The 21,510-nt window shown below is 31.0% G+C and carries 21 protein-coding genes; 7 read left to right on the top strand and 14 right to left on the bottom strand.

All coding sequences use genetic code 11. The features are described from left to right. Positions 1 to 15: 15 nt before the first annotated feature. The 12 genes from PUD86_04505 to rfbD form a co-directional block, all read right to left on the bottom strand. Entirely contained in the window at positions 16 to 2,601 is a 2,586-nt protein-coding gene (locus PUD86_04505; protein ID MDD6776533.1) for an OB-fold nucleic acid binding domain-containing protein, read from the bottom strand. A 158-nt stretch (positions 2,602 to 2,759) separates the two neighbouring features. Further along, a complete protein-coding gene (locus tag PUD86_04510) occupies positions 2,760 to 4,163 on the bottom strand; it encodes an undecaprenyl-phosphate glucose phosphotransferase (GenBank protein MDD6776534.1) in 1,404 nt (467 codons plus the stop codon). A gap of 50 nt (positions 4,164 to 4,213) precedes the next feature. Beyond that, the gene (locus tag PUD86_04515) at positions 4,214 to 5,071 is read right to left on the bottom strand and encodes a glycosyltransferase family 2 protein (protein MDD6776535.1); all 858 of its coding nucleotides are present in this window, start codon (positions 5,069 to 5,071) and stop codon (positions 4,214 to 4,216) included. 5 nt (positions 5,072 to 5,076) lie between these two features. Beyond that, on the bottom strand, positions 5,077 to 6,036 hold the full coding sequence (locus tag PUD86_04520; GenBank protein MDD6776536.1) for a glycosyltransferase family 2 protein: 960 nt from the start codon (positions 6,034 to 6,036) through the stop codon (positions 5,077 to 5,079). Position 6,037: 1 nt separating this feature from the next. After that, positions 6,038 to 6,997: a glycosyltransferase family A protein gene (locus PUD86_04525; protein ID MDD6776537.1), complete on the bottom strand. Its 960-nt coding sequence runs from the start codon at positions 6,995 to 6,997 to the stop codon at positions 6,038 to 6,040. Between the two features lie 11 nt (positions 6,998 to 7,008). Next, the gene (locus PUD86_04530) at positions 7,009 to 8,088 is read right to left on the bottom strand and encodes a CDP-glycerol glycerophosphotransferase family protein (GenBank protein ID MDD6776538.1); all 1,080 of its coding nucleotides are present in this window, start codon (positions 8,086 to 8,088) and stop codon (positions 7,009 to 7,011) included. A 10-nt stretch (positions 8,089 to 8,098) separates the two neighbouring features. Then, positions 8,099 to 8,362, bottom strand: a complete 264-nt coding sequence (locus PUD86_04535) for a hypothetical protein (GenBank protein ID MDD6776539.1) — start codon at positions 8,360 to 8,362, stop codon at positions 8,099 to 8,101. 1 nt (position 8,363) lies between these two features. Beyond that, the gene (locus PUD86_04540; protein MDD6776540.1) at positions 8,364 to 8,630 is read right to left on the bottom strand and encodes a hypothetical protein; all 267 of its coding nucleotides are present in this window, start codon (positions 8,628 to 8,630) and stop codon (positions 8,364 to 8,366) included. A gap of 229 nt (positions 8,631 to 8,859) precedes the next feature. After that, positions 8,860 to 9,867, bottom strand: a complete 1,008-nt coding sequence (rfbB, locus tag PUD86_04545) for a dTDP-glucose 4,6-dehydratase (protein MDD6776541.1) — start codon at positions 9,865 to 9,867, stop codon at positions 8,860 to 8,862. Between the two features lie 5 nt (positions 9,868 to 9,872). Continuing rightward, the gene (gene rfbC / locus PUD86_04550; GenBank protein ID MDD6776542.1) at positions 9,873 to 10,433 is read right to left on the bottom strand and encodes a dTDP-4-dehydrorhamnose 3,5-epimerase; all 561 of its coding nucleotides are present in this window, start codon (positions 10,431 to 10,433) and stop codon (positions 9,873 to 9,875) included. 5 nt (positions 10,434 to 10,438) lie between these two features. Then, a complete protein-coding gene (rfbA, locus tag PUD86_04555) occupies positions 10,439 to 11,305 on the bottom strand; it encodes a glucose-1-phosphate thymidylyltransferase RfbA (GenBank protein ID MDD6776543.1) in 867 nt (288 codons plus the stop codon). Between the two features lie 45 nt (positions 11,306 to 11,350). Further along, the gene (gene rfbD, locus PUD86_04560) at positions 11,351 to 12,193 is read right to left on the bottom strand and encodes a dTDP-4-dehydrorhamnose reductase (protein MDD6776544.1); all 843 of its coding nucleotides are present in this window, start codon (positions 12,191 to 12,193) and stop codon (positions 11,351 to 11,353) included. Positions 12,194 to 12,261: 68 nt separating this feature from the next. Here rfbD and PUD86_04565 point away from each other — a divergent pair, with 68 nt between their 5' ends. Then, positions 12,262 to 13,500, top strand: a complete 1,239-nt coding sequence (locus tag PUD86_04565; protein MDD6776545.1) for a nucleotide sugar dehydrogenase — start codon at positions 12,262 to 12,264, stop codon at positions 13,498 to 13,500. Here the strand turns inward: PUD86_04565 and PUD86_04570 are convergent. Then, entirely contained in the window at positions 13,497 to 14,705 is a 1,209-nt protein-coding gene (locus tag PUD86_04570; protein MDD6776546.1) for a DUF2264 domain-containing protein, read from the bottom strand. The genes PUD86_04565 and PUD86_04570 overlap by 4 nt on opposite strands. Before the next feature lie 122 nt (positions 14,706 to 14,827). On the opposite strand from PUD86_04570, the gene hacA reads away from it, so the two are divergent. The 5 genes from hacA (at position 14,828) to PUD86_04595 (ending at position 19,057) form a co-directional block, all read left to right on the top strand. Beyond that, on the top strand, positions 14,828 to 16,075 hold the full coding sequence (gene hacA, locus PUD86_04575; GenBank protein ID MDD6776547.1) for a homoaconitase large subunit: 1,248 nt from the start codon (positions 14,828 to 14,830) through the stop codon (positions 16,073 to 16,075). 1 nt (position 16,076) lies between these two features. After that, positions 16,077 to 16,556 carry a 3-isopropylmalate dehydratase small subunit gene (locus tag PUD86_04580; GenBank protein ID MDD6776548.1) on the top strand — a complete coding sequence of 160 codons (480 nt, stop codon included), beginning with the start codon at positions 16,077 to 16,079 and terminating at the stop codon, positions 16,554 to 16,556. Continuing rightward, positions 16,531 to 17,538 (top strand): isocitrate/isopropylmalate family dehydrogenase, encoded by a 1,008-nt coding sequence (locus PUD86_04585; GenBank protein MDD6776549.1) that lies wholly within the window; start codon positions 16,531 to 16,533, stop codon positions 17,536 to 17,538. The genes PUD86_04580 and PUD86_04585 overlap by 26 nt, the downstream gene beginning before the upstream one ends. Before the next feature lie 152 nt (positions 17,539 to 17,690). Further along, the gene (gene ribH / locus PUD86_04590; GenBank protein MDD6776550.1) at positions 17,691 to 18,113 is read left to right on the top strand and encodes a 6,7-dimethyl-8-ribityllumazine synthase; all 423 of its coding nucleotides are present in this window, start codon (positions 17,691 to 17,693) and stop codon (positions 18,111 to 18,113) included. 8 nt (positions 18,114 to 18,121) lie between these two features. After that, positions 18,122 to 19,057: a DUF1743 domain-containing protein gene (locus tag PUD86_04595; protein ID MDD6776551.1), complete on the top strand. Its 936-nt coding sequence runs from the start codon at positions 18,122 to 18,124 to the stop codon at positions 19,055 to 19,057. A 32-nt stretch (positions 19,058 to 19,089) separates the two neighbouring features. Here PUD86_04595 and PUD86_04600 read toward each other — a convergent pair whose 3' ends face one another. Continuing rightward, positions 19,090 to 20,781: a glycosyltransferase gene (locus PUD86_04600; GenBank protein MDD6776552.1), complete on the bottom strand. Its 1,692-nt coding sequence runs from the start codon at positions 20,779 to 20,781 to the stop codon at positions 19,090 to 19,092. Between the two features lie 329 nt (positions 20,782 to 21,110). On the opposite strand from PUD86_04600, the gene PUD86_04605 reads away from it, so the two are divergent. Further along, positions 21,111 to 21,500 carry a hypothetical protein gene (locus PUD86_04605; GenBank protein ID MDD6776553.1) on the top strand — a complete coding sequence of 130 codons (390 nt, stop codon included), beginning with the start codon at positions 21,111 to 21,113 and terminating at the stop codon, positions 21,498 to 21,500. Positions 21,501 to 21,510 lie beyond the last annotated feature (10 nt).

Here is a 21,510-nt window from a genome sequence, read left to right on the forward strand (position 1 = left end):
ATTCCTTTTGTTTATTTAATAGTATTTTGATAAAATTTTCTTAGGATTTAACCTATTTTCTTCATTATAATCATCGAAACTTACATTAGCTAAAATTTCAATAGTAAGACCTTCTAAATCTTCAAGTTTGTCTTCAATTCCGTAACCATCATCAACAATGCTGATAATTTCTTCTTTGTTCATTCCAATCAATTCTTCAGCTAAATTATCGAAGAAAGTGACTTTAATTGAACCAGTATCATCTTCAATCCTTAAAGGAACCATGAGAAGATATTTAGGATCATCGAATACATGACCACAGTAATCACAGATATATTCATCTTCTGTTTCTTCTACGGTTTTTCCACAAGCAGGACATCTTTTACGGATAACTCTATCAGCTTCCACATCATGGATAGTACCTGTTACACAAACATTAACATCATCTTCAGTTAATGATTCGATAGGTTTAGGAACGTAAATTGCTTCCATTAATTCATCTTGTGAAGGTAATCTTTCAAGTTCGTTTTCATTTGGTTCTAAAATTGCAGTGCTTCTATTAACAACAGCTTCAATACGGTTGTCTCTGTCTAAATCGAAACGAGGATTTTGTAATTTAATTGCTTGACCCATTTCAAATTCTCTTTGAGCATTGTCATCCCATAAGACAATTCTAATAGAACCAGTTTCATCTGCAATTTCAATATTTCTTACAGCACCAGTATCCCCATTGTCTCTTTCAAATGTACGAACATCGTTTAATTCAATGACACGACCTATGATAATGACATCAGTATCATCTTCATCGATCTCTTCAATTTTCTTATAATCATATAATGCTTTTTCTAATGTAGCTAATTCTGGTATAAACATTGCAGAAGCTTGTTCTTCAGATAATTTAATAAGACGAGCTCCACTACCAATATTTAAGTCTACACTATACATTCCTAATCTGGTTCTTGCATTTTCAATTTGGTATGCGTCTCCAACGAGATATTCTTCTTCAGCACGTTCATTCCATAAGGATAATCTGACTTTACCGGATTCATCAGCAAAGGTTAATGAACGTACGATTCCAATACTTCCATCATCTCTTTGGAATTCATTAGTATCATCTACAGAAAGGATTCTTCCAACAACATCAAGTTCAATTCCATCATCATCAATAGTGTAAATTTCACCAATAGGAACTGGTCTTAATTGTTCTCTTAAATCATTGAATGCATCTAAATCTTCCATAGATAAGTTTTCAGGATTAATAGTAATTTGAGTATTAAAGTTAGTATTCATTGAGTATTGGCTTTGAGTATATTCATCAAATCTTACAGTACCGCCAATAATTTTTATGATATCTCCTTTGTTAATTGGTAATTGAGTGTCATCTCCCCATAATGTAACTCTAATCTCACCGGTTGTATCTCTAACATCAAAGTTTCTTAAACAACCTTCAGAACCATCAGTTTTTCTTGTAAATGTTTTGATATCTTGAAGTCTTGAAACAATTCCTTTAATTGAAACATCTTGTGCTTCAGATAAGTCTCCAATAAGTGAGAATTCATGTGTAACTTCAGGAACGTCGAAATCACCTTTGATAATCCTACCGTCCCAATGGGTTAATGACATTTCACTTTCGCCATCCCTGTTCATTCTTTCACGGGCTTGAGCCTGGATAATTTTAACTGTGTCACCATCTTCAAGACCTAAGTCTTGGATTAATTCAACATTCTTATTCCATAATGTGTAAGTAATTTTACCGGAATAATCTTGTAAATCAATAGATGCAACTTTTCCTTGCTTACCATTCTTTTCATAGGATCTAACAGTTGAAATTCTAACGATTCTAGCAATAATATTAACTTTAGTATCACCTTGGATATCTGCAATATCTGTGATATCTTCAACATATTCCGGATATTTTGAAGGGTCTTCATCTAAATGAATAAGGGTGGATCTTTGTCTTAAATTACCTTCAAGACCTGAATATCCTTCTTTAATATCTACACCTTTAATTTGGATAATTTCTCCTTCGTTAACATTCTTAAGAAGCTTGATATTTTGAGTCCAGAATACTGTTCTAATTGTACCAGTGTTATCTTTTAATTCCACATTACAGACTTGTCCACTTTGTCCTTTACGTGTTTTAAATGACCTTGGGTTTGAAATGGAAATTACTCTACCGGAAACTGTTGCATCTTTCATATCTTTTTCAAGTTTATCGATAGTGTCAGCAGCATAATCAGGTTGTTCAGAGATTACTTCAATTTCTTCGTTGACATATTCACCTACTACCATTTCAGCAAATGTTTCTTCACTCATAAATGAAGCATGCTCATTTTTACTTTTATAATAATCCATTCTATTCAAAAAGTCTTCTGGTGAAATCTTATCTTTAACTTTATTATAATATTCTAAGATTTCAGCACTCATTTCTACTCCAGCTTCATCACAGGATTCATCAGATGATTCATCATCGACACCATATTTTTCTAAAATAATATGAGCGGCATCTACTTCATCATAAAGATCATTTTCCATGAGAATTTCATCTATTTGTGCTTGAAATTCTTCTTCAGAAAGTTGATCGCTAATTTTTTCATATAAATTTATAATTTCTTCTTGCATACCAAACCCCTCATTGAAAAGTTAATTATTATTTTATAACTAGAATGTATATAAAAATTATTAGAGAGAGCATTTGAAAAGTAATGCATATACTAAAATTAAAAATAAATTAATAAAAATATTTCTTAAGTGCATCTATGTTAAAAAGTGAAAAAAAGTTAATATGCATTATGATTTTTCTTTAATACAGTTTTAATCATAATACCTAAGTCTAAACCTAAATGCCAGTTTTCTACATATTCAATATCATATTCAATACGTTTTTTAATTGAGGTATCTCCACGACAACCATGAATTTGAGCCCAACCAGTTAATCCAGGTCTAACTTGATGTTTAACCATGTATTTAGGAACAGTTTCCTTGAATTGTTTAACAAAATATGGTCTTTCAGGTCTTGGACCTACAACACTCATATCACCTTTCACTACATTGAAAAATTGAGGTAATTCATCAATACTGGTTTTTCTTATAATTTCCCCAACTTTGGTTTTTCTTGGGTCATCTTTTGTTGTCCATTCAGACTTTTCCTCATCAGGATCTTGGACTTTCATACTACGGAATTTATACATCATGAAAGGTTTACCGTTATGACCTATTCTTTCCTGTTTGAATATAATAGGTCCTTTGGAAGACAATTTAATTGCAATAGCAGTTATTAACATGATTGGTGATGTAATAATAATTGCAATTATTGATATGATGTAGTCTGAGAGATATTTCAAGAATTTATTGAAATCATCATCTAAAGGAACATATCTGATATTAATAATAGGAATGTCATCAACCATATCTACAGAAGGCTGAGCAGGGAAATATCTGATATAATCAGGAATAATCTCCGCTTTAATTCCAACTCTCTCACAGCTTTCCACAAGATCATTGATTTTATCATAATATTGTAAAGGAATAGCTAAAACAACTCTGTCAAATCTGTTTTTATCAAGAATTGCATCAATATCTGAAAAAGATCCAATGATACTGCTTCCTTCAATTTCACGTCCAATATGATCTTGGCGTCCTAAAAAACCACTTACAACAAATCCCATATATGGATTTTCACGAATCTTACGTGCAAATTTGAAAGCTAGTTCATTATCTCCAACAATGAGAATATGCTTAATATTTTTGTTGTTAATGCGTATTCTTCTTAAAAAAGCCCTGATTGTAAATCTTTCAATGATTGCAAAGAAAGTTGAAATCATAGCTAATAAAATCAACATAATCCTTGAAAAGTTAGGTTGATTTATGATAAACAAAATTGACACTAATACAATAAATGCAACAATGTTTACCTTAATTAATTGGGTAGCTTCTGAAAATATATTTTTATAAGTTCTACGGGGCTTATAAAGGCCAAACGCGAAATATAAAATTAAATAAACAGGAATTATTGCAAAAGCAAAGAATAAAAAATAACTTACAAATCCTAAATGTCCTCCAAGAGGTCCAAAAAGAGTAGTTTTGAATCTTAACCATAAAGAACAAAGAAGTGCCAATGCAATAACTAAAACATCAATTAAAACCAATGCTAAATTCAATAATTTTTGGTTTTCTTTAATCATTAAACTACCCCCAAACTGATTAATATTAATTATTTGAATTTAATAATTATTTAATCTTTCTTTTTAAATAAATTTAAAAATAGCTTTAAAATACATAAAACAGCAATCCCAATATAGACTACAATATTGACTATAAATGAAGACTCGTCTGCATGATGTTTTTTATAATAAATGTACATTGCTCTGTAAAACTCATAAATCAATTTGGATTTTTGTTTTTTACTGCTTGCACCTTTTAAATGGGTAATTTTAGATTCTCCATAGTATATAATCTTCCAGCCTGCTTTTTTAATCCTATAACAAAGGTCAATATCTTCACCATACATGAAAAATGTTTCATCAAGAAAACCTGACTGGTTTAGTGCCTCACTTCTCATAAACATAAATGCTCCGGTAAGACAGTCAATTTCATAGATTTCATCATCAGGAAGATTATCTAAGTTATAGTCATTGTCTTTGCTTTTTGTTGGAATATGAAACAATCTGAAAAATGAATTTTTAACGTTTGGAAAACTCCTTTTACATGCTTTGTCAAGTTCACCGTTTTCTAAAACAACTCTGCATCCGCATGCACCGACATCTTCATGATTTTCCATATAGTTGTAGATGTTATTTAATGTATTTTCCCAAACAATTGTATCTGAATTTAAAAGAAGAACATATTTACCTTTTGCAATCCTTAAAGCCTGATTATTTCCTGCTGCAAAACCGTTATTTTCTTTTGATGCAATAAATGTTACTTTATCGCCAAAATATTCTTTTAGCTTTGCAAGGCTATCGTCACTGGATGCATTGTCAACTACCAAAATCTCATATTCAAATGAACATTCATTTTCAAAAATAGAATTAATAGTATTTTTTGTTAGTTCAAATGTTTGATAGTTTACAATTACGACTGAAAGGTCCATATTAATCATCTTTTTAAAAATTTAATAGTGTTTATTATTAATCTGAATTCAAGTTTAAAATAGTTTTTTGTATTTTTGGATTCAAATTTAACCTTATCTATCTTACTTCTAGTAGATAATCCTTCACGTAACCCAGCCCTGTAAGTTTTACCAAAGCCTTTTTTGCAAAAGAATATGTATTTAATTAAAAATCCTAAAAACAGGAAAACAAAATTTAGAATTTTTAGTGGAATTGGAATATTTTTATAAACTACCCATACATTATTACGGGCCGCTAATTTGACCTTGAATTCATTATATCTGCTTCCTGAAGTTGCACTTCCAATATGATAAACAATAGCTTCAGGACATAAAAGGTTTCTATATCCGTTAATCCTTGATCTAATAGCTAAATCAACATCTTCCATATATGCAAAGAAGTTATCATCAAATAAACCTATTTCTTCTAAAATTGATTTATTATACATTGCAGCTCCAGCACAGCTTGAAAAAATATCTCTTACTTCAACATATTCACTGGATTTATGATTTTCCCCTACTTTTTTAGTCCATGCAAGAAGATTGTATTCATCCCCTACATCATCAATTAAGTCTTTATTGTTATATTGAAGCATTTTAGCCTGAACTGAGAAAATATCATCGCTGGAAGTTATTAAATCGATTAATTTTTTAATTGATCCTTTTTTAATTTCTGTATCATTGTTAATTAAAAATATAAGACTGTTTTTAGCTTTTCTTATCCCCTGGTTAACCGCTGGTGAAAAACCTACATTTTCTTTGTTTTCAATTAAAACCAACGGGAAATTGAACTTATTATTTTTAAGATAGTCAATACTAGAGTCACTAGACCCGTTATCTATAATGATAACTTCACCAATATACTCACTATCTTCATTAAGGGACTCTAAGAATGTTTTTAAAAATCTTTCCCCATTATAATTAGGTGTAACAACAGAAACTTTCATATTAATCAATTGAATTTTTAAGTTTTTTCCATATTTTATAATAATTCTTTGGACTTAATAAGAATAACTTTATTTTAAGTTTGAATTTAGAATCTCCTTCAAACTTGGATAATTTTGTAAATAAGTCTAATTCTTTCATTTGTGAGAGTACTTCATCAAAATCATAATTGTTTACAAAAAAATAATTCATATTTCCAAAAATAGCTTTTGGTATTCTTGATGTTATTATTAAATCAGCTAATTCATCTTTTCCATGCTTTTTGTAGTATTTTGCTAAATTTTCAAATACATCTACAATATAAAAACGTCTGAAATTAGATGTTCTAATAGCTGAATTCTCATGCTGGATATAACAGTATGTTGCTTCATTACTAATGGAAATAACATCTCCAAAAACTAATGCTTTAAGTGCAAACTCTGTATCTTCACCATATACAACATCTGGTGTGAATCTGATATTATTCTCATCAATAATACTTTTTTTATACATTAACTGACAAAATGAGAAAGGAATTTCCATATTCAATTCCATTTTTATAAAATCTTCACAAGAAATTGATTGAGTTTCAAACTTGTAAGGATTAGAAATATTATTTTTTTCTTTTTTAACTAACTGTACTAAACTGAAATCAGTTTTTCCATTGTATAATTCTGATAAATGATTTTTTTGTATATAATCATCTGCGTCAACAAAAACAATATATTCACCACGTGCAAGTTCAATTCCACGATTTCTTGCACAGCTTACACCATAATTATCCTGGTGAACTATATTGTGACTTATATTTGATTTGGATAATTTTTCTTCAATTATTTCAAGACTGTTGTCGCTAGAGCCATCATCTATGACAATAACTTCAAAATCCTCAAAATCCTGATTAATTATTGAATCAAGTGTGGTACCTATATACTCACAACTATTATAAACTGGAACGATTACACTAACCTTAATATTATCCATTTTATCAGCCATTATTTTAATAGAAAGTCGACAACTCTTTTAGATGAATCACCATCAATTACATCAAATTGTGTCTTAGTAAATTCAGATATTTTGCTTTTATCAAATTCCTCATTTTTAATTACATTTATTAATTCATCAGAGGTATAAACAATTGGTCCTGGAACGGTTTTTTCAAAATCATAGTAAAATCCACGTTCATTTGACAAATAGCTATCCAAATCATATGTGAAAAATATAGCAGGCTTATCCAAAGCCACAAATTCTATCATAATAGACGAATAATCAGTAATTAAGATATCACTTATAAGCATTAATTCCTGTTCACATTCATAATTACTTGCATCAATATAGCTTCCTTTGGATATAATATCCTCTTTGTAGAAGTCTTTGATTTTAGGGTGAAGTCTTAAGGATAAAACATACTCATCACCTAAAACACGGTTAAATTCATCTAAATTCAAGTAATTAAATACATTATTGTATTTTTCATCATCTCTAAATGTTGGAGCATACAATACAATTTTCTTATCTGTTGGGAAATTGTTGTCTTTTAAAAATTTTGATTTTAATTTGTCTACATCATGATTTTCAAAATAGTAGTCCATACGAGGAAGGCCTAATGATTTAATTTTACTCTCAGATATCTGGAAAGCTTCCTTATAATATTTTTTAACATTATTTGAAGTGACAATTAAATAATCTGTTTTATTAGAGATTTTTTCAAGAATTTCTCTGCTTTGAATATCTACAGATCCTCCGAACTTCTTAGAAGCACCTGGAGCATGCCATAACTGAACAACAACAGTTTCAGGATTGAAATTCATAAAAGCAAGCGGGAAAAAATTGTCATTTAGGAATATGAATTTTGAACTAGAGAGCTTTTTGAAACTACTAATAGAAAATTTATCCTTGTAAAAATAGTGAAAATCAAAGTTTCCACGATTCTCAAATTCCTTTTTAATATAATCTAAGTTACCTTTAAAGGATTCTTTTGAATCAATGATAAATGAAACTTTGTTATTATTAATTTTGGTGCTTTTAAATAAATTAAATAAAGCACCATAAAATTTATGGGCTATATAACTCATATTAAATTACTTAAAATAATACTCCAGACTCAATCATAGATTTAATACCTAAAATGAAAATTGCAAGTCCACCAGCGAAATTAATGTAACGAGCATATTTCATTGCAATTTTGGTACCAAATGTTCCAATTGCAAGCCAAGCACAAACAGCAATTAAACTTAAAATACCAAGAACAAAAGGATTAACGTGAGCAACAACACCTTGAGCAGCTAAAATTAAATTCTCGATATTTCCAAAAATTAATAATCCTGCGAATTGTTTTAATTCATCCATTCTAATCGCCTCTTATTGACTCAATCATTGCTTGAGCACCTAAAATGAAAATTGCTAAACCACCAATAAAATCAATTAACGGTGCATATTGAATAAACATACCAGTTGCAAAAGTACCAATGAATAACCAGATACATACACAAACTATACTTGCAACACCTAATTTAACAGGATTTACTCCTGCAACAACTCCCTGAGAGGATAATACTAAATTCTCAATGTTTCCAAAAATAATTAAACCTAAAAAGGGCAAATACTGCTCTAACATACTCACCATTCCTCCAAATAATTTAATAAAACATTATTTCCTACTTATCTTAATAAGATTAATAAAATATATAAAATTATCCTAAATTTACAAAATAACTAAATCTTAAAAAATAATGAAAAATTAGTGAACTGGTTTAAAATTAAAAACAATAAGGAACCATATCACAAAAAAATTAAAAAAAGTTTTCAAAACAGATAAAAAAAGAGGTAAGTTTCAAGTGTAAAAATTATCTGCATGAATACATTTTTTCATAATACTCTTTATATTCGCCACTTTTGATTTGATTGGTCCAGTTTTGATTATCCAAGTACCATTGGATTGTCTGTTCAATACCAACGTCAAATGAATACTTTGGGCTCCAACCAAGGTCATTTTGGATTTTATTTGAGTCAATTGCATAGCGTCTGTCATGACCCAATCTATCGGTTACAAATTCAATTAATGACTCATCTTTGTCTAATTGGCTTAAAATTAATTTAACAATTTCAATATTTTGTTTTTCGTTATTTCCACCAATATTATAAACTTCACCAAGCTTACCATCGTGAAGAACCAAATCAATAGCTTGACAGTGGTCATAGACATGTAACCAATCTCTTACATTCTTACCATCGCCATATACTGGAAGTTTTTTATCCTCCAATGCGTTTGAAATCATTAATGGAATAAGTTTTTCCGGAAACTGGAAAGGACCATAGTTATTAGAACAGCGAGTAATATTTATCGGTAAACCAAATGTTTCACCATAAGATCGGGTAATTAAATCTCCACTTGCTTTTGAAGCAGAATATGGACTGTTTGGCTGTAAAGGAGTAGTTTCTTTGAAGTATCCTGTTTTTCCTAAGCTTCCATAAACTTCATCTGTTGAAATCTGAATATATTTTTCAACACCATACTGTTTAGCTGCATTTAACAAAACCTGTGTTCCCAAAACATTTGATTTAATAAAGATTTCAGGATCACTAATACTTCTGTCAACATGACTCTCAGCAGCAAAATTAATAACATAATCTGATTTTTCAACCAGTTCATCAACTACTGCTTTATCACAAATGTTTCCTTTAACAAAAGAATAGTTATCCTTATTTTCTATATCCTTTAAGTTTTCAAGGTTTCCACAGTATGTTAAATCATCTAAGTTAATAATTTCATATTCAGAGTATTTATTGACCATATATCTGATAAAATTACTTCCAATAAACCCTGCTCCACCGGTAACAAGTATTCTTGACATGAAAATCACTCATATTTAATTTGAGATTGCTTAAAGCTTAGCCATTGTTTATCCTTTTCGGATAAAATTACTTCATCAATTCCATCTAATGGCCAGTCAATAGCAATATCTTCATCATCCCATTTAATTCCACTTTCATCTTCGCCGTGATAGAATTCTGTACATTTATACACGAATTCAGCTTCATCAGACAATACTAAAAATCCATGAGCAAATTTAGGAGGAATATACAATTGTCTTTTATTTTCATCAGACAAGATAGCTCCAAACCATTTACCATAAGTTGGAGAGTCAGCTCTTAAATCAACACCAACATCAAAGACTTCTCCCTTAATAACACGGACTAATTTGCCCTGAGGGTATTTTACTTGCAAGTGTAAGCCTCTTAATACTCCTTTAGTTGATTTTGATTGATTATCCTGAACAAATGTCAAGTCATAACCAGCATCCTTAAATTCCTGTTCATGGTATGTTTCCATAAAATATCCTCTGTCATCTTCAAAAACAGTAGGTTCTACCATAAACATTCCATCAATGTCTGTTTTTATAAAATTAAATTTTCCCATAAAACTCACTTTTTAGCTAAATTAAATAAATATTCGCCATAATCTGTTTTTTTAAGTTCTTCTGCAGTTTCAAGTAATTGCTCTTTTGTGATATATCCTTTATAATAAGCAATCTCTTCAAGACATGCAATGTATAATCCCTGTCTTTTTTGAATTGTTTCAATGAAGTTTGCAGCTTCCAGAAGTCCTTCATGAGTTCCTGTATCAAGCCAGGCCATTCCTCTTCCCAATAGCTCAACTTTAAGCTTTCCACGTTTTAAATACTCTTCATTAATTGAAGTTATTTCAACTTCACCTCTTGGGGAAGGTTCAACGTTTTTGGCAATTTCAATTACATCGTTATCATAGAAATAAAGCCCAGGAACAATATAATTTGATTTAGGATTTTCAGGTTTTTCTTCAACTGAAATTACATTCCACTCCTTATCAAATTCAACAACACCAAAAGCTTTAGGATTGTTTGTGTAGTATCCGAAAATTACTGCTCCTTCTTCTAGTTTAGTTGCCCTTTCAAGGATTTCTGTAAATCTGTGTCCATGAAATACGTTATCTCCTAAAATTAAAGCAACATTATCATCACCAATAAATTCTTCACCAATGATAAATGCTTCAGCAAGTCCGTTAGGGTCGTCTTGAACAGCATATGAGAATTTAATTCCTAAACTTTCACCGTCACCTAAAAGATCCTTATACATCGGTAAGTCCCTAGGAGTTGAAATAATTAATATTTCCTTAATCCCAGCAAGCATTAAAACAGAAATAGGATAATAAATCATAGGTTTATCATATAAAGGCAATAATTGTTTTGAAACAGCTTTTGTAATAGGATAAAGACGAGTTCCAGAACCTCCTGCAAGTACAATACCTTTCATAATAATCACTTAATCATAATATTATTTTTTATAACTAATATAATTTTAAAAATCAATCAGCTCAATATACTCACTGATTGCATCTTTGTAATTTCTAAGTGGTTTAAATCCTTTATCAGTCCAGTTTTTATTTTCAAGTACTGAATAGCTTGGACGTGGTGCTGGACGGGCAAACTGCTTTGCTGTAACAGGCACTACATTAACATCAACATCTGCAACTTCAAATATATATCTTGCAAATTCACACCAGGAGCAGCTTCCAGAGTTTGTTAAATGATAAACACCATAAAAATCAGTTTCAATAAGCTCACCAATAGCTCTGGCCAAATCCAAAGTGTAGGTCGGTGATCCAACTTCATCATAAACCACAGTTATTTCACTGTGATTTTTAGCAAGTTCAAGCATAGTTTTAGGGAAATTTCTACCGTTAACACCATATAACCATGCAGTTCTAATAATGAAGTATTCATCAAGAATTTCCTTAATAGCTTGTTCACCTTCAAGTTTTGTTTTTCCATAAACACTTATTGGTCCTGTTTTATCATCTTCTACCCACGGTCTGTCGTTTTTACCGTTGAAAACATAGTCTGTACTTATATGAACTAAAACACTGCCAGATTGCTTACATGCTAAAGCAAGGTTTCTTACACCTTCTGCATTTACATCATAAGCATGCTGTTTATTTTCTTCACAGCCATCAACATCAGTGTATGCAGCAGAGTTTATTACAATATCAGGTTTTTGGCTTAAAATAAACTCCAAGGTGTGATTTTTATCAGTGATATCCAATGTCTTAGAAGTTGTGAGTATTAGCTCATGCTTATCTGATAAAACTTCTTTTAAGTCAAATCCTAACATTCCATTAGAACCAGTTATTAAAATCTTCATATTACCACTTAAAACTTTAATATTAGTTTTAATAAATATTATATTTATATTTAAACGGAGTCAAAATTATGAAGGTATGTATTATAGGTCAAGGATATATTGGGTTGCCAACTGCAGCTCTTTTTTCAAAAAGTGACTGTGAAGTTGTTGGAGTAGATATCTCACCGGAAATGGTTGATAATTTAAACAAAGGAATTATTCACATTGAAGAACCGGGAATTGGAGACCTAATTAACGATGCAATAGCTAATAATTCATATTCTGCTAGCTTAACACCTCAAAAAGCAGATGCATTCATTATTACTGTGCCAACACCATACATTGTGGAAAACTATAGCTGTGATTTAAGCTATGTTATTGACGCATGTAACTCAATTTTACCGTTCTTGGAAAAAGGAAATACAGTTATTGTTGAATCTACAATTGCTCCGCTTTCAACTGACGAACAAATAAAACCAATTTTTGAAAAAGCAGGTTTTACTATTGGAAAAGACTTGTTCCTTGCACATTGTCCTGAACGAGTTCTTCCGGGTCAAATCATGTATGAATTAGTTAACAACAACCGTATTATCGGAGGAGTAACTCCTGAATGTGCTAAAAAAGCTAGTGAAGTATACGGACAATTTGTTGAAGGTGAATTAATACTTACTGAAGCAAAAACTGCTGAACTATCAAAATGTATGGAAAATACTTTTAGAGATGTAAATATTGCACTTGCAAACGAACTTGCCAAAATCTGTGCTGAAATAGGTGTTAATGCATTAGATGTTATTGAAATGGCAAATAAACATCCAAGAGTAAACTTACATTCCCCAGGACCTGGTGTTGGAGGACACTGCCTTGCTATTGACCCATACTTCATTTATGCAAAAGCTCCACAACAAGCAAAAATCATTAAATTAGCAAGAGATACCAATAAATCCATGCCTGATTTCGTATGTGATAATGTAAGAAAAATCATTAAAGAAGGTAAAATAGGTGTTTTAGGCGTTTCTTATAAAGGAAATACTGATGATGACAGAGAAAGTCCCGCATATGAAATTATTTCCAAATTAAGTGATGATTACAACATTATGATTCATGACCCTCATATTGAAAATCCTACCTTTGTAAGCTTTGAAGAAGTTGTAAAAGACAGTGATTTGATTTTAGTGCTTTGTGATCATGATGAATTCAAAGAACTAGACTATGATTTAATTAAAAATAGTATGGAAAATCCAGTTATCTTTGATACAAAAAATATAATAAGAAAAGTCCCATGTGATATTAAATTATATAATTATGGGAACTTATATGAATTAAACTAAAAATTAACAGATTGATCTTGCGGGATTGGTTGACCTTCCCATGCTCTAAGACTAGTCCATGGCGCAGACGGAGATATCCAAAATGCGTCATCCTTGTCCAATCCTAAAGCTAAAAATACAAAACAGCATGAATAAAGTGTTCCTGTATTAACACTATCTTCAGCAACATCAATTTGTGGACCATACAAACCAATATTTAACCATCCTTGTGAAGTAAAATTCTTATTTGATCCAAATTGAGTTTTTAAAACTTTTGTAAGAGCAGCTCTAACCTGTGCAACATCAATGTTTCTTGGTAATATCTTAAGTAATGCAGATTGAGACATCAAATAGAAAACACCACAACGGTAAGATAAATATTTTCCAAGTAAAGGATAAGTTCCTTCAGGTGAGATAAGTCTTTCAAGTTGAGATGATAATCTTGAAGACCTCATTAATTGAACATCTAAGAATTCACCTTCTTCTAAACCGTATTTTCTCATAACACCTAATATGTCATTAAGCATAGGGTGAATAAATAAACTGTTATAGTAACCTACTTCAAAGTCTTCTCCATCAGAGTATCTTCCATCGCCAATATAGAGTTCATCTCTGAATTTACGAACACCATAAACTAAGCGTTCCTTATCACATTCACCAGTGAATTCTAAAAGAGCAGCTTCAATCATAGAAGTGTATAATAACCAATGATTTTCATAAGGTGCAATAATTCTTGTACTTTTAAGATCACCAATTATTCTAGCCTGTATTTTAATTGGTAAATTATTCCAGATTTGATTTTTAGCTCTGAGTAAACCTTGAGCAAATAAAGCAACATCAACTAAAGATTCTTTAGGTTCTATATCAAAAAGAAAATCATTACTTTTAGGATCAATGGCATTAGAAATAGATTTTAGAGTTAAATATATATATTTTTCACGAATTTTTCCTTCTTCACTGCCATCTGCACCAAGCTCCAACCAAGGTGCAATTCCATTAAATACTCTTGTAAATGCATCAAAATAAGCAATATTATGATTATCACTAGAAATTGATTCAACAGGCATTTTTTTCTTAAGAGAGTCTTTTGATAAGTTATTTAATATTGGAAAAGCAATTCTTTCTAATGTTGAAATCCAAAACATTCTATCTTCATAGACAGATGGTTTCTCCTCAATTACAGGAGCCTTATTTTTCTTAAATCTTTTAAAAATTGAGTTACTCATACTGTATATTTTTGATATACATATTATATAAATATATTAAAAATCGGCTTTTTAGAAAATAAAGCAATCATTATATATTTTATAATCAATATATATTTATCATTAATAAAGAGGTTTATATTATGCCAACTATGTCAGAAAAAATATTAGCTAAGGCTTCTGGAAATGATAAAGTTGAAGCCGGAGATATTGTTATAGCAGATATTGATATAGCAATGACTCATGATTTAACTGGGCCTCTTTCAGTAGAATCTTTTAATAAAATTGGAGCTGAAGATGTATGGGATCCAACAAAAATTGTTATTCCATTCGACCATCAGGTTCCTGCAGATTCTATCGACTCAGCTAATAATCATATAATAATGAGAAAATTCGTTGAAGAATATAATATTGAAAATTTTTATGATGTTAATGCAGGAGTTTGTCACCAAATTTTACCTGAAAAAGGACATGTAGTTCCTGGGGATGTTATTGTAGGTGCAGACTCACATACTTGTACTCATGGAGCATTAGGTGCATTTTCAACCGGAATTGGATCAACAGATATGGCAATGGTTTTTGCTGAAGGAAACTTATGGTTTAAAGTTCCTGAAACAAACAGATTCAATATTACCGGAAAATTAAAAGAAAATGTCTATGCTAAAGATGTAATTTTAAATATTATTGGCCAAGTAGGCGCTGATGGTTCAACTTACAAAGCTTGTGAATTTGCTGGTGAAACTGTATCTGATATGAGTGTTTCAGACAGAATGGTTTTATGTAATATGGCAATTGAAATGGGTGGAAAAACTGGTTTAGTCGAACCTGACCAAAAAACCATTGATTATGTTGAAAAACGTTCAAACAAACCATATCAAGTATTTAAAACCGATTTAGACTCATCTTCACTTAATATAATTGATATTGATGTAAGTGACTTAGAGCCTCAAATTGCTTGTCCTCACAATGTTGATAACGTAAAACCTGTAAGTGAAGTTGACCAGGAAATCGACCAAGTATTCTTAGGTTCATGTACCAACGGTAGATTAAGTGACTTAAGAGATGCTGCTAAAATCTTAAAAGGTAACAAAGTATCCAAAGGCACTAGAATGCTTGTTATTCCAGCATCACAAGAAATTTACATGAAAGCTTTAGATGAAGGATTAATTAAGATATTCGTTGAAGCAGGAGCTCTTGTATCTGCTCCATGTTGTGGACCATGTCTTGGAGGACACACAGGAATTATCGGACCTGACGAAGTAAGTCTTTCAACTTCAAACAGAAACTTCAAAGGAAGACAAGGAAGTCCTGACGGAAAAGTATTCTTATCCTCTGCTGCTGTTGCGGCTGCTTCAGCAATTGCAGGTAAAATTGTAGCACCAGGTGAATAAAATGAAAGGAACAGCATGGAAATTTGGAGATGATATTGATACCGATATCATTATTCCTGGAAGATATTTGATTTATACTGATGAAGAAAGATTATCTGCTCACTGTATGGAAGGTTTAGACCCTGATTTTGATAAAAAATGTAAAAAAGGAGATTTTATCGTAGGGGGTAAAAACTTTGGTTGCGGATCTTCAAGAGAACATGCCCCAATAGCTCTTAAAGGTTTAGGAGTATCAGCTGTAATTGCTGAGTCTTTTGCAAGAATTTTCTACAGAAACGCTACAAACGTTGGAATTCCACTCTTAGAAGCTCCTGGAATAAGCAAACTTGTAGAAGATGGAGAAGAAATTGAAGTCGATATGGAAAATGCAACCATTACATCTAAAAATGGTGAAAGCATAACATTCAGAAAATTACCTCCATTCATGTTAGAAATTTTAGAACAAGGTGGTTTAATTGAGTACCTCAAAAACAAAAGATAAATACCAGATTGCTGTTGTTCCTGGTGACGGAATCGGAAAAGAAGTAATGGAAGCAGCAATTCATGTTTTAGATGCTTTAGATATCGATTTTGATTATGTTTATGGACAAGCTGGTGACGAATGCCTTGAAAAAACTGGCAGTGCACTTCCTGATGAAACATTAGAAATCATCAGAAATTCAGATGCTTGTTTATTTGGTGCAGCAGGAGAAAGTGCAGCAGACGTTATTGTTAAAATACGCCAAGAAATGAGAATGTTTGCTAACTTAAGACCTGTAAAAGCATATCCTAATACTAATTCCTTATCAGATAACATAGATTTCATGATTGTTCGTGAAAACACTGAAGGATTATACATTGCAAATGAAGAAAGTTACACTGACGATGGAGCTGTTGCAAAGCGTATTATTACACGTGAAGCTGAAGAACGTATTATCGACTATGCATTTAAATATGCAAAAGATAATAATAAAAGTAAAGTAACCGGTGTTCACAAAGCTAACGTTTTAAAGAAAAGTGACGGTTTATTCAAAGACATATTCTATGAAGTTGCTGAGAGATATCCTGAAATTGCAACTGAGGATTACTATGTAGATGCAACTGCAATGTATCTCATAACAAAACCTGAAAGCTTTGATGTAATTGTAACTACAAATCTCTTTGGAGATATACTCTCCGATGAAGGTGCAGGTCTTGTTGGAGGACTTGGATTAATACCATCTGCAAATATTGGTGAAGATGCAGCTTTATTTGAACCTGTTCACGGTTCAGCACCAGATATTGCAGGACAAGGAATTGCTAATCCAATAGCTATGATGCTCTCAGCAGTTATGATGCTTAGACATCTTGGTGAAAATGAAGCAGCAGACAGATTTGATAATGCAATTTTAAAAGTTCTCAGTGACGCTAATATTTTAACTGGCGACTTAGGTGGCTCAGCTACCACTATGGAAGTAGCAGAAGAAGTCAAAAATAACTTATAGAAATGGAGACATACAATGGATTTCAAAAAATTAACAAAAATACAACTCGCAGCACTTTTTATTATATTCATTATGGTAGTGAGTGGGGTTGCTGGATTCCTTCTCATATTATTCAGTAAAGCTATGTAAAAAAAATTATAGAGGTTGATAAAATGGCAAAATATGAAATAGCAGCAGTAGTTGCAGAATTTAACTATGACATCACACAAATGATGTTAGAACTCGCAAAAGCAGAAGCAATGAACAGAGGATGCGAAATTACAAAAGTAGTCGCAGTTCCTGGCGTATTCGATATGCCACTCGTGATTAAAAAATTATTAAAATCTGGAAAATTTGATGCAATTGTTACCTTAGGTGCAGTAATTGAAGGTGCAACTGACCACGATCAAATTGTAGCACAACACGCTTCCCGTAAAATTGCTGATTTAGCATTAGAATACGACACTCCAGTAGCTCTTGGTATTACTGGTCCTGGAATGACCAGATTAGATGCACACAGACGTGTTAAAAACGCTAAAAGTGCAGTTGAAGCAGCTATTAAAATGTGCGACAGATTAAACGAATTAGATGAATAGATGATTATATGGAAATCTTAAAACCTGATGAATTACGAGAAAAATTTGACGATCCTTGGATTGCACCATACCAAAAAGTATTGACAATGGTGGACGGCGATAAAGTAGAACTCGTTGAATACCACCCATGCATTTCAGGTTCCCACTGGTTGTTAAATCAATACAGAAACAATTCTGAATTAATTGATTCTGCATACCGTGATGGTAATAAACATGTTTACAAATGCCATGCAGGTAAAGCACCATTAGACCTTAAAGCAAGTTTTAATGCTGCTGGAATTGATGAAATTGTTATTGACGGCGATGAAGTTAAAATAACACACAGTGGTCTTGCAGGTGCGGGTGTTGGTGCTGGAATGTGCAGAGGAATGGGAGAAGGTGTTAAATACATTGAACTCATTGAAGTTGGAGGAGGATCAAAAGTTGGAAAAGCTACAGTTGTTACTCCAAAACTTGAAAAAGTAGTAATCGGTGTTGATGATACTGACGTTAAAGATGCTGGTGCTACATGGACAATGGCTCATAATTTAGGTGTGGAACTTGCTAATGAAGGTTTTGAATACTTAGACCATATTATTGTTCAATTATACCCACACAATCCACATAAAACCCAAAATTGTGTATCAATTGCTTTAACATTCGCTGTTGAAGAATCTAAAAAAGAAGAATTGATAAACAGAGTCATTGAAATTCTCAAAAGAGATACATTATCCGATAAAACTGCAATTGCTATTTTAGAAGGATTAAGCATTCCTGAAAAATTAAGAGAATATTCAATTGCTACAAAATCCGGAATGATGGATGTTGAAACAGCAGAATCTGTTGCAAAAGAATTAGACATTGAATTGATCGCTGTTACTGGCGAACAAGGAAAAGTTGGTGCTCTTGCTGCATTAGGTCTTTACGATGATGTTGAAGAAGCAGTAAAAGCATATGATAAATAAATCTAAAAGAAATTTTTCTTTTTAGATTTATACTATTTTTTAAAACTAATATCTAAGAAATTATTAGTAAACTGTTTAATTGAAGTAGAATTAGTATCTTCAAATACAATTGTTACATTATGTCCTTCATAATTAAAGGATTTATTTAAATTATTTTTATAATTAAAGGAAGTTAAATAATTTCCATTAAGTGAAATTGAGTAATCTTCATTGTCTTTAAATACTCCAAATGAACTTCCAATTGACTCATTATCTAAAAATATCTCATAGGTAGATGAATTTTTACCAGTAGTAACAATAAATTTCTCTTTAATAGTGGAATTATTTTTTAGGTCCTGATTATGAGTAACAATAGAGTTTTCAAATATCTCTTTTAGGCGACTATTTTGAATTACATTACCATCTTCAAGATGTAGATTCTTTTTAACCTCAAGAGGCAATCTTATAATATCCTGTTCACCAAATCTGGACTCATTAATGTCATAAGTACTGTTATAGATTTTAATTGTATCATTTACATCTACACCTAACGTCATCATAGCATCCGAAGGCATACGTATCTGATTAGTTTCATTTTCAATAGCTGCATCAACAGTGTATGGGCCTCTAACAGAAATTGCACTGTCTCTTGGAGAGTTATCAGCATAAATAATTAAATTACGTGAGTTAGGTTCAATTGATAACACACCATGATCAAAGTTAGCTGCTCCAATAAATGTTGAAATCATTAAAAGCAAAATAATAATTGAAATAATCATTGGAAAATGAATTTTAACAAAAGATTTTATTAAACTGCGTGCAGGTGTCTTTTTAAACATGACAATGGACTTGACAATAACCTTAATAATGTAGAAAACAGCAATTAAAATTCCGATAATGGAGATTATAACTCCAATAGCTAATGGAACATATTTTACAAAGAATATTGTAAATAAACCTAAAATAACCAAGGATAAACCAACAATGGACATTCTAATAAACTGACCAATGTCATCAATCATTGTAACTCTTCCATACTTGTTAGCACGTCCGATAATAGTTCTTACAACCTCATTTGCCATTAAATTCAACTCAGAAAGTGGAGACATATCATGTTCAATAGCTCCAATGTCAACTTCCATAATTGAAATACCTAAAACATCAGCATCGATAACAATACCAACGTCTACACCATAATCACTTTCAAAATTAATTTTCTTTAAGACTTCTTTACGTGCTGCGAATTGACCGCTTAACGGCTGTTCAAATGAAATTTCCGGGAAGAAAAAGTTAAGTAATGGTTTAGCGGTAAGTTCAGTAACACGTCCACTTGCACGGGAGAATTTAGTTTTAGTAATATCGGTTTTTCCTTCTAAAATTGGTTTAATCATTGATTCTACTTTAGCAGAAGTTAAGTTACGGATATCTGCATCAATAAATGCAATAATATCACATTCGGATTGTTTATACCCTGTTTTTAGAGCTTCTCCTTTACCTTTATTGGTTTCATGATTAATTACCTTTGCACCAGCTTTTATTGCTTCAGATTCTGTCTGGTCAGATGAACCATCATTAACCACAATTATCTCATCAACATAAGCTGCTTTCTTTACTACCCCTACAACCTTAGCTACAGTTTCCTCTTCATTATAAGCAGGAATAATAACTGAAACCTTTTTATATTTAGGTTTTTGAGTTTTAATACTCGCAAGTAAAAAAGAAAGAATTACAAAAAACCAATACATTAAAATTCTCCGTTAATAGTCATTATTATAATTACTTTTATTTTTTATAACATATAAATTGTTAATACATGATTTTAAAAAAGAAAGAATTTTAAAAAATACAACTTTCATACCAAATAACCATCATGCATTTTTTTTGATAATCGAGTAAAACTGTATTAAAATAATCAAAATAACATTTTTTAAAAAATAATAAGTTAATGAGCTTAAAAAATAACAAAAATCAAGATTATTACTATAATTATGTTTAAATAACTATATTTTTTTATATTAAGAAACTTATATTATAGGATATATAAATATTTACAAATCGATATGGGGAAGAGAATATGTTTAATAAAATTAATAAACTTTTAGTAGTAATTTCATTAGTTTTAATTTTATTAGCTGTTATTCCATCAAGCTTTGCAATAAATGAAGATTCAAGTTTAAATGAGACTGAATTCGTATCTATTTCAAATTACAGTCCAGAACCTTTAGAAGCTACATATTATTATGACTATTACTTTGATGCATCAGCTGAAAGTGACGGTGATGGAACTATAAATAATCCATACAAAACATTAACAGCCAATAGAATTAGGTCAAATTCAAATATACACTTAGCCAATGGAGAATATACATTGGATAAGAAGAAAGATATCAGTAATGTTAATTTCATAGGCAGTGATCCTGAAAAAACAATTATTAAGTTTAATGGATATGGTTTTAATATCTAAAGCACAATAT

The sequence above is a fragment of the Methanobacteriaceae archaeon genome (genome assembly GCA_029219465.1).
GTDB lineage: Archaea > Methanobacteriota > Methanobacteria > Methanobacteriales > Methanobacteriaceae > Methanocatella.

Coding starts and splice junctions, on each gene's coding strand:
- PUD86_04505 (MDD6776533.1), bottom strand. CDS start 2,601: ATGCAAGAAGAAATTATAAATTTATATGAAAAAATTAGCGATCAACTT.
- PUD86_04510 (MDD6776534.1), bottom strand. CDS start 4,163: ATGATTAAAGAAAACCAAAAATTATTGAATTTAGCATTGGTTTTAATT.
- PUD86_04515 (MDD6776535.1), bottom strand. CDS start 5,071: ATGGACCTTTCAGTCGTAATTGTAAACTATCAAACATTTGAACTAACA.
- PUD86_04520 (MDD6776536.1), bottom strand. CDS start 6,036: ATGAAAGTTTCTGTTGTTACACCTAATTATAATGGGGAAAGATTTTTA.
- PUD86_04525 (MDD6776537.1), bottom strand. CDS start 6,997: ATGGATAATATTAAGGTTAGTGTAATCGTTCCAGTTTATAATAGTTGT.
- PUD86_04530 (MDD6776538.1), bottom strand. CDS start 8,088: ATGAGTTATATAGCCCATAAATTTTATGGTGCTTTATTTAATTTATTT.
- PUD86_04535 (MDD6776539.1), bottom strand. CDS start 8,362: ATGGATGAATTAAAACAATTCGCAGGATTATTAATTTTTGGAAATATC.
- PUD86_04540 (MDD6776540.1), bottom strand. CDS start 8,630: ATGTTAGAGCAGTATTTGCCCTTTTTAGGTTTAATTATTTTTGGAAAC.
- rfbB (MDD6776541.1), bottom strand. CDS start 9,867: ATGTCAAGAATACTTGTTACCGGTGGAGCAGGGTTTATTGGAAGTAAT.
- rfbC (MDD6776542.1), bottom strand. CDS start 10,433: ATGGGAAAATTTAATTTTATAAAAACAGACATTGATGGAATGTTTATG.
- rfbA (MDD6776543.1), bottom strand. CDS start 11,305: ATGAAAGGTATTGTACTTGCAGGAGGTTCTGGAACTCGTCTTTATCCT.
- rfbD (MDD6776544.1), bottom strand. CDS start 12,193: ATGAAGATTTTAATAACTGGTTCTAATGGAATGTTAGGATTTGACTTA.
- PUD86_04565 (MDD6776545.1), top strand. CDS start 12,262: ATGAAGGTATGTATTATAGGTCAAGGATATATTGGGTTGCCAACTGCA.
- PUD86_04570 (MDD6776546.1), bottom strand. CDS start 14,705: ATGAGTAACTCAATTTTTAAAAGATTTAAGAAAAATAAGGCTCCTGTA.
- hacA (MDD6776547.1), top strand. CDS start 14,828: ATGCCAACTATGTCAGAAAAAATATTAGCTAAGGCTTCTGGAAATGAT.
- PUD86_04580 (MDD6776548.1), top strand. CDS start 16,077: ATGAAAGGAACAGCATGGAAATTTGGAGATGATATTGATACCGATATC.
- ribH (MDD6776550.1), top strand. CDS start 17,691: ATGGCAAAATATGAAATAGCAGCAGTAGTTGCAGAATTTAACTATGAC.
- PUD86_04595 (MDD6776551.1), top strand. CDS start 18,122: ATGGAAATCTTAAAACCTGATGAATTACGAGAAAAATTTGACGATCCT.
- PUD86_04600 (MDD6776552.1), bottom strand. CDS start 20,781: ATGTATTGGTTTTTTGTAATTCTTTCTTTTTTACTTGCGAGTATTAAA.
- PUD86_04605 (MDD6776553.1), top strand. CDS start 21,111: ATGTTTAATAAAATTAATAAACTTTTAGTAGTAATTTCATTAGTTTTA.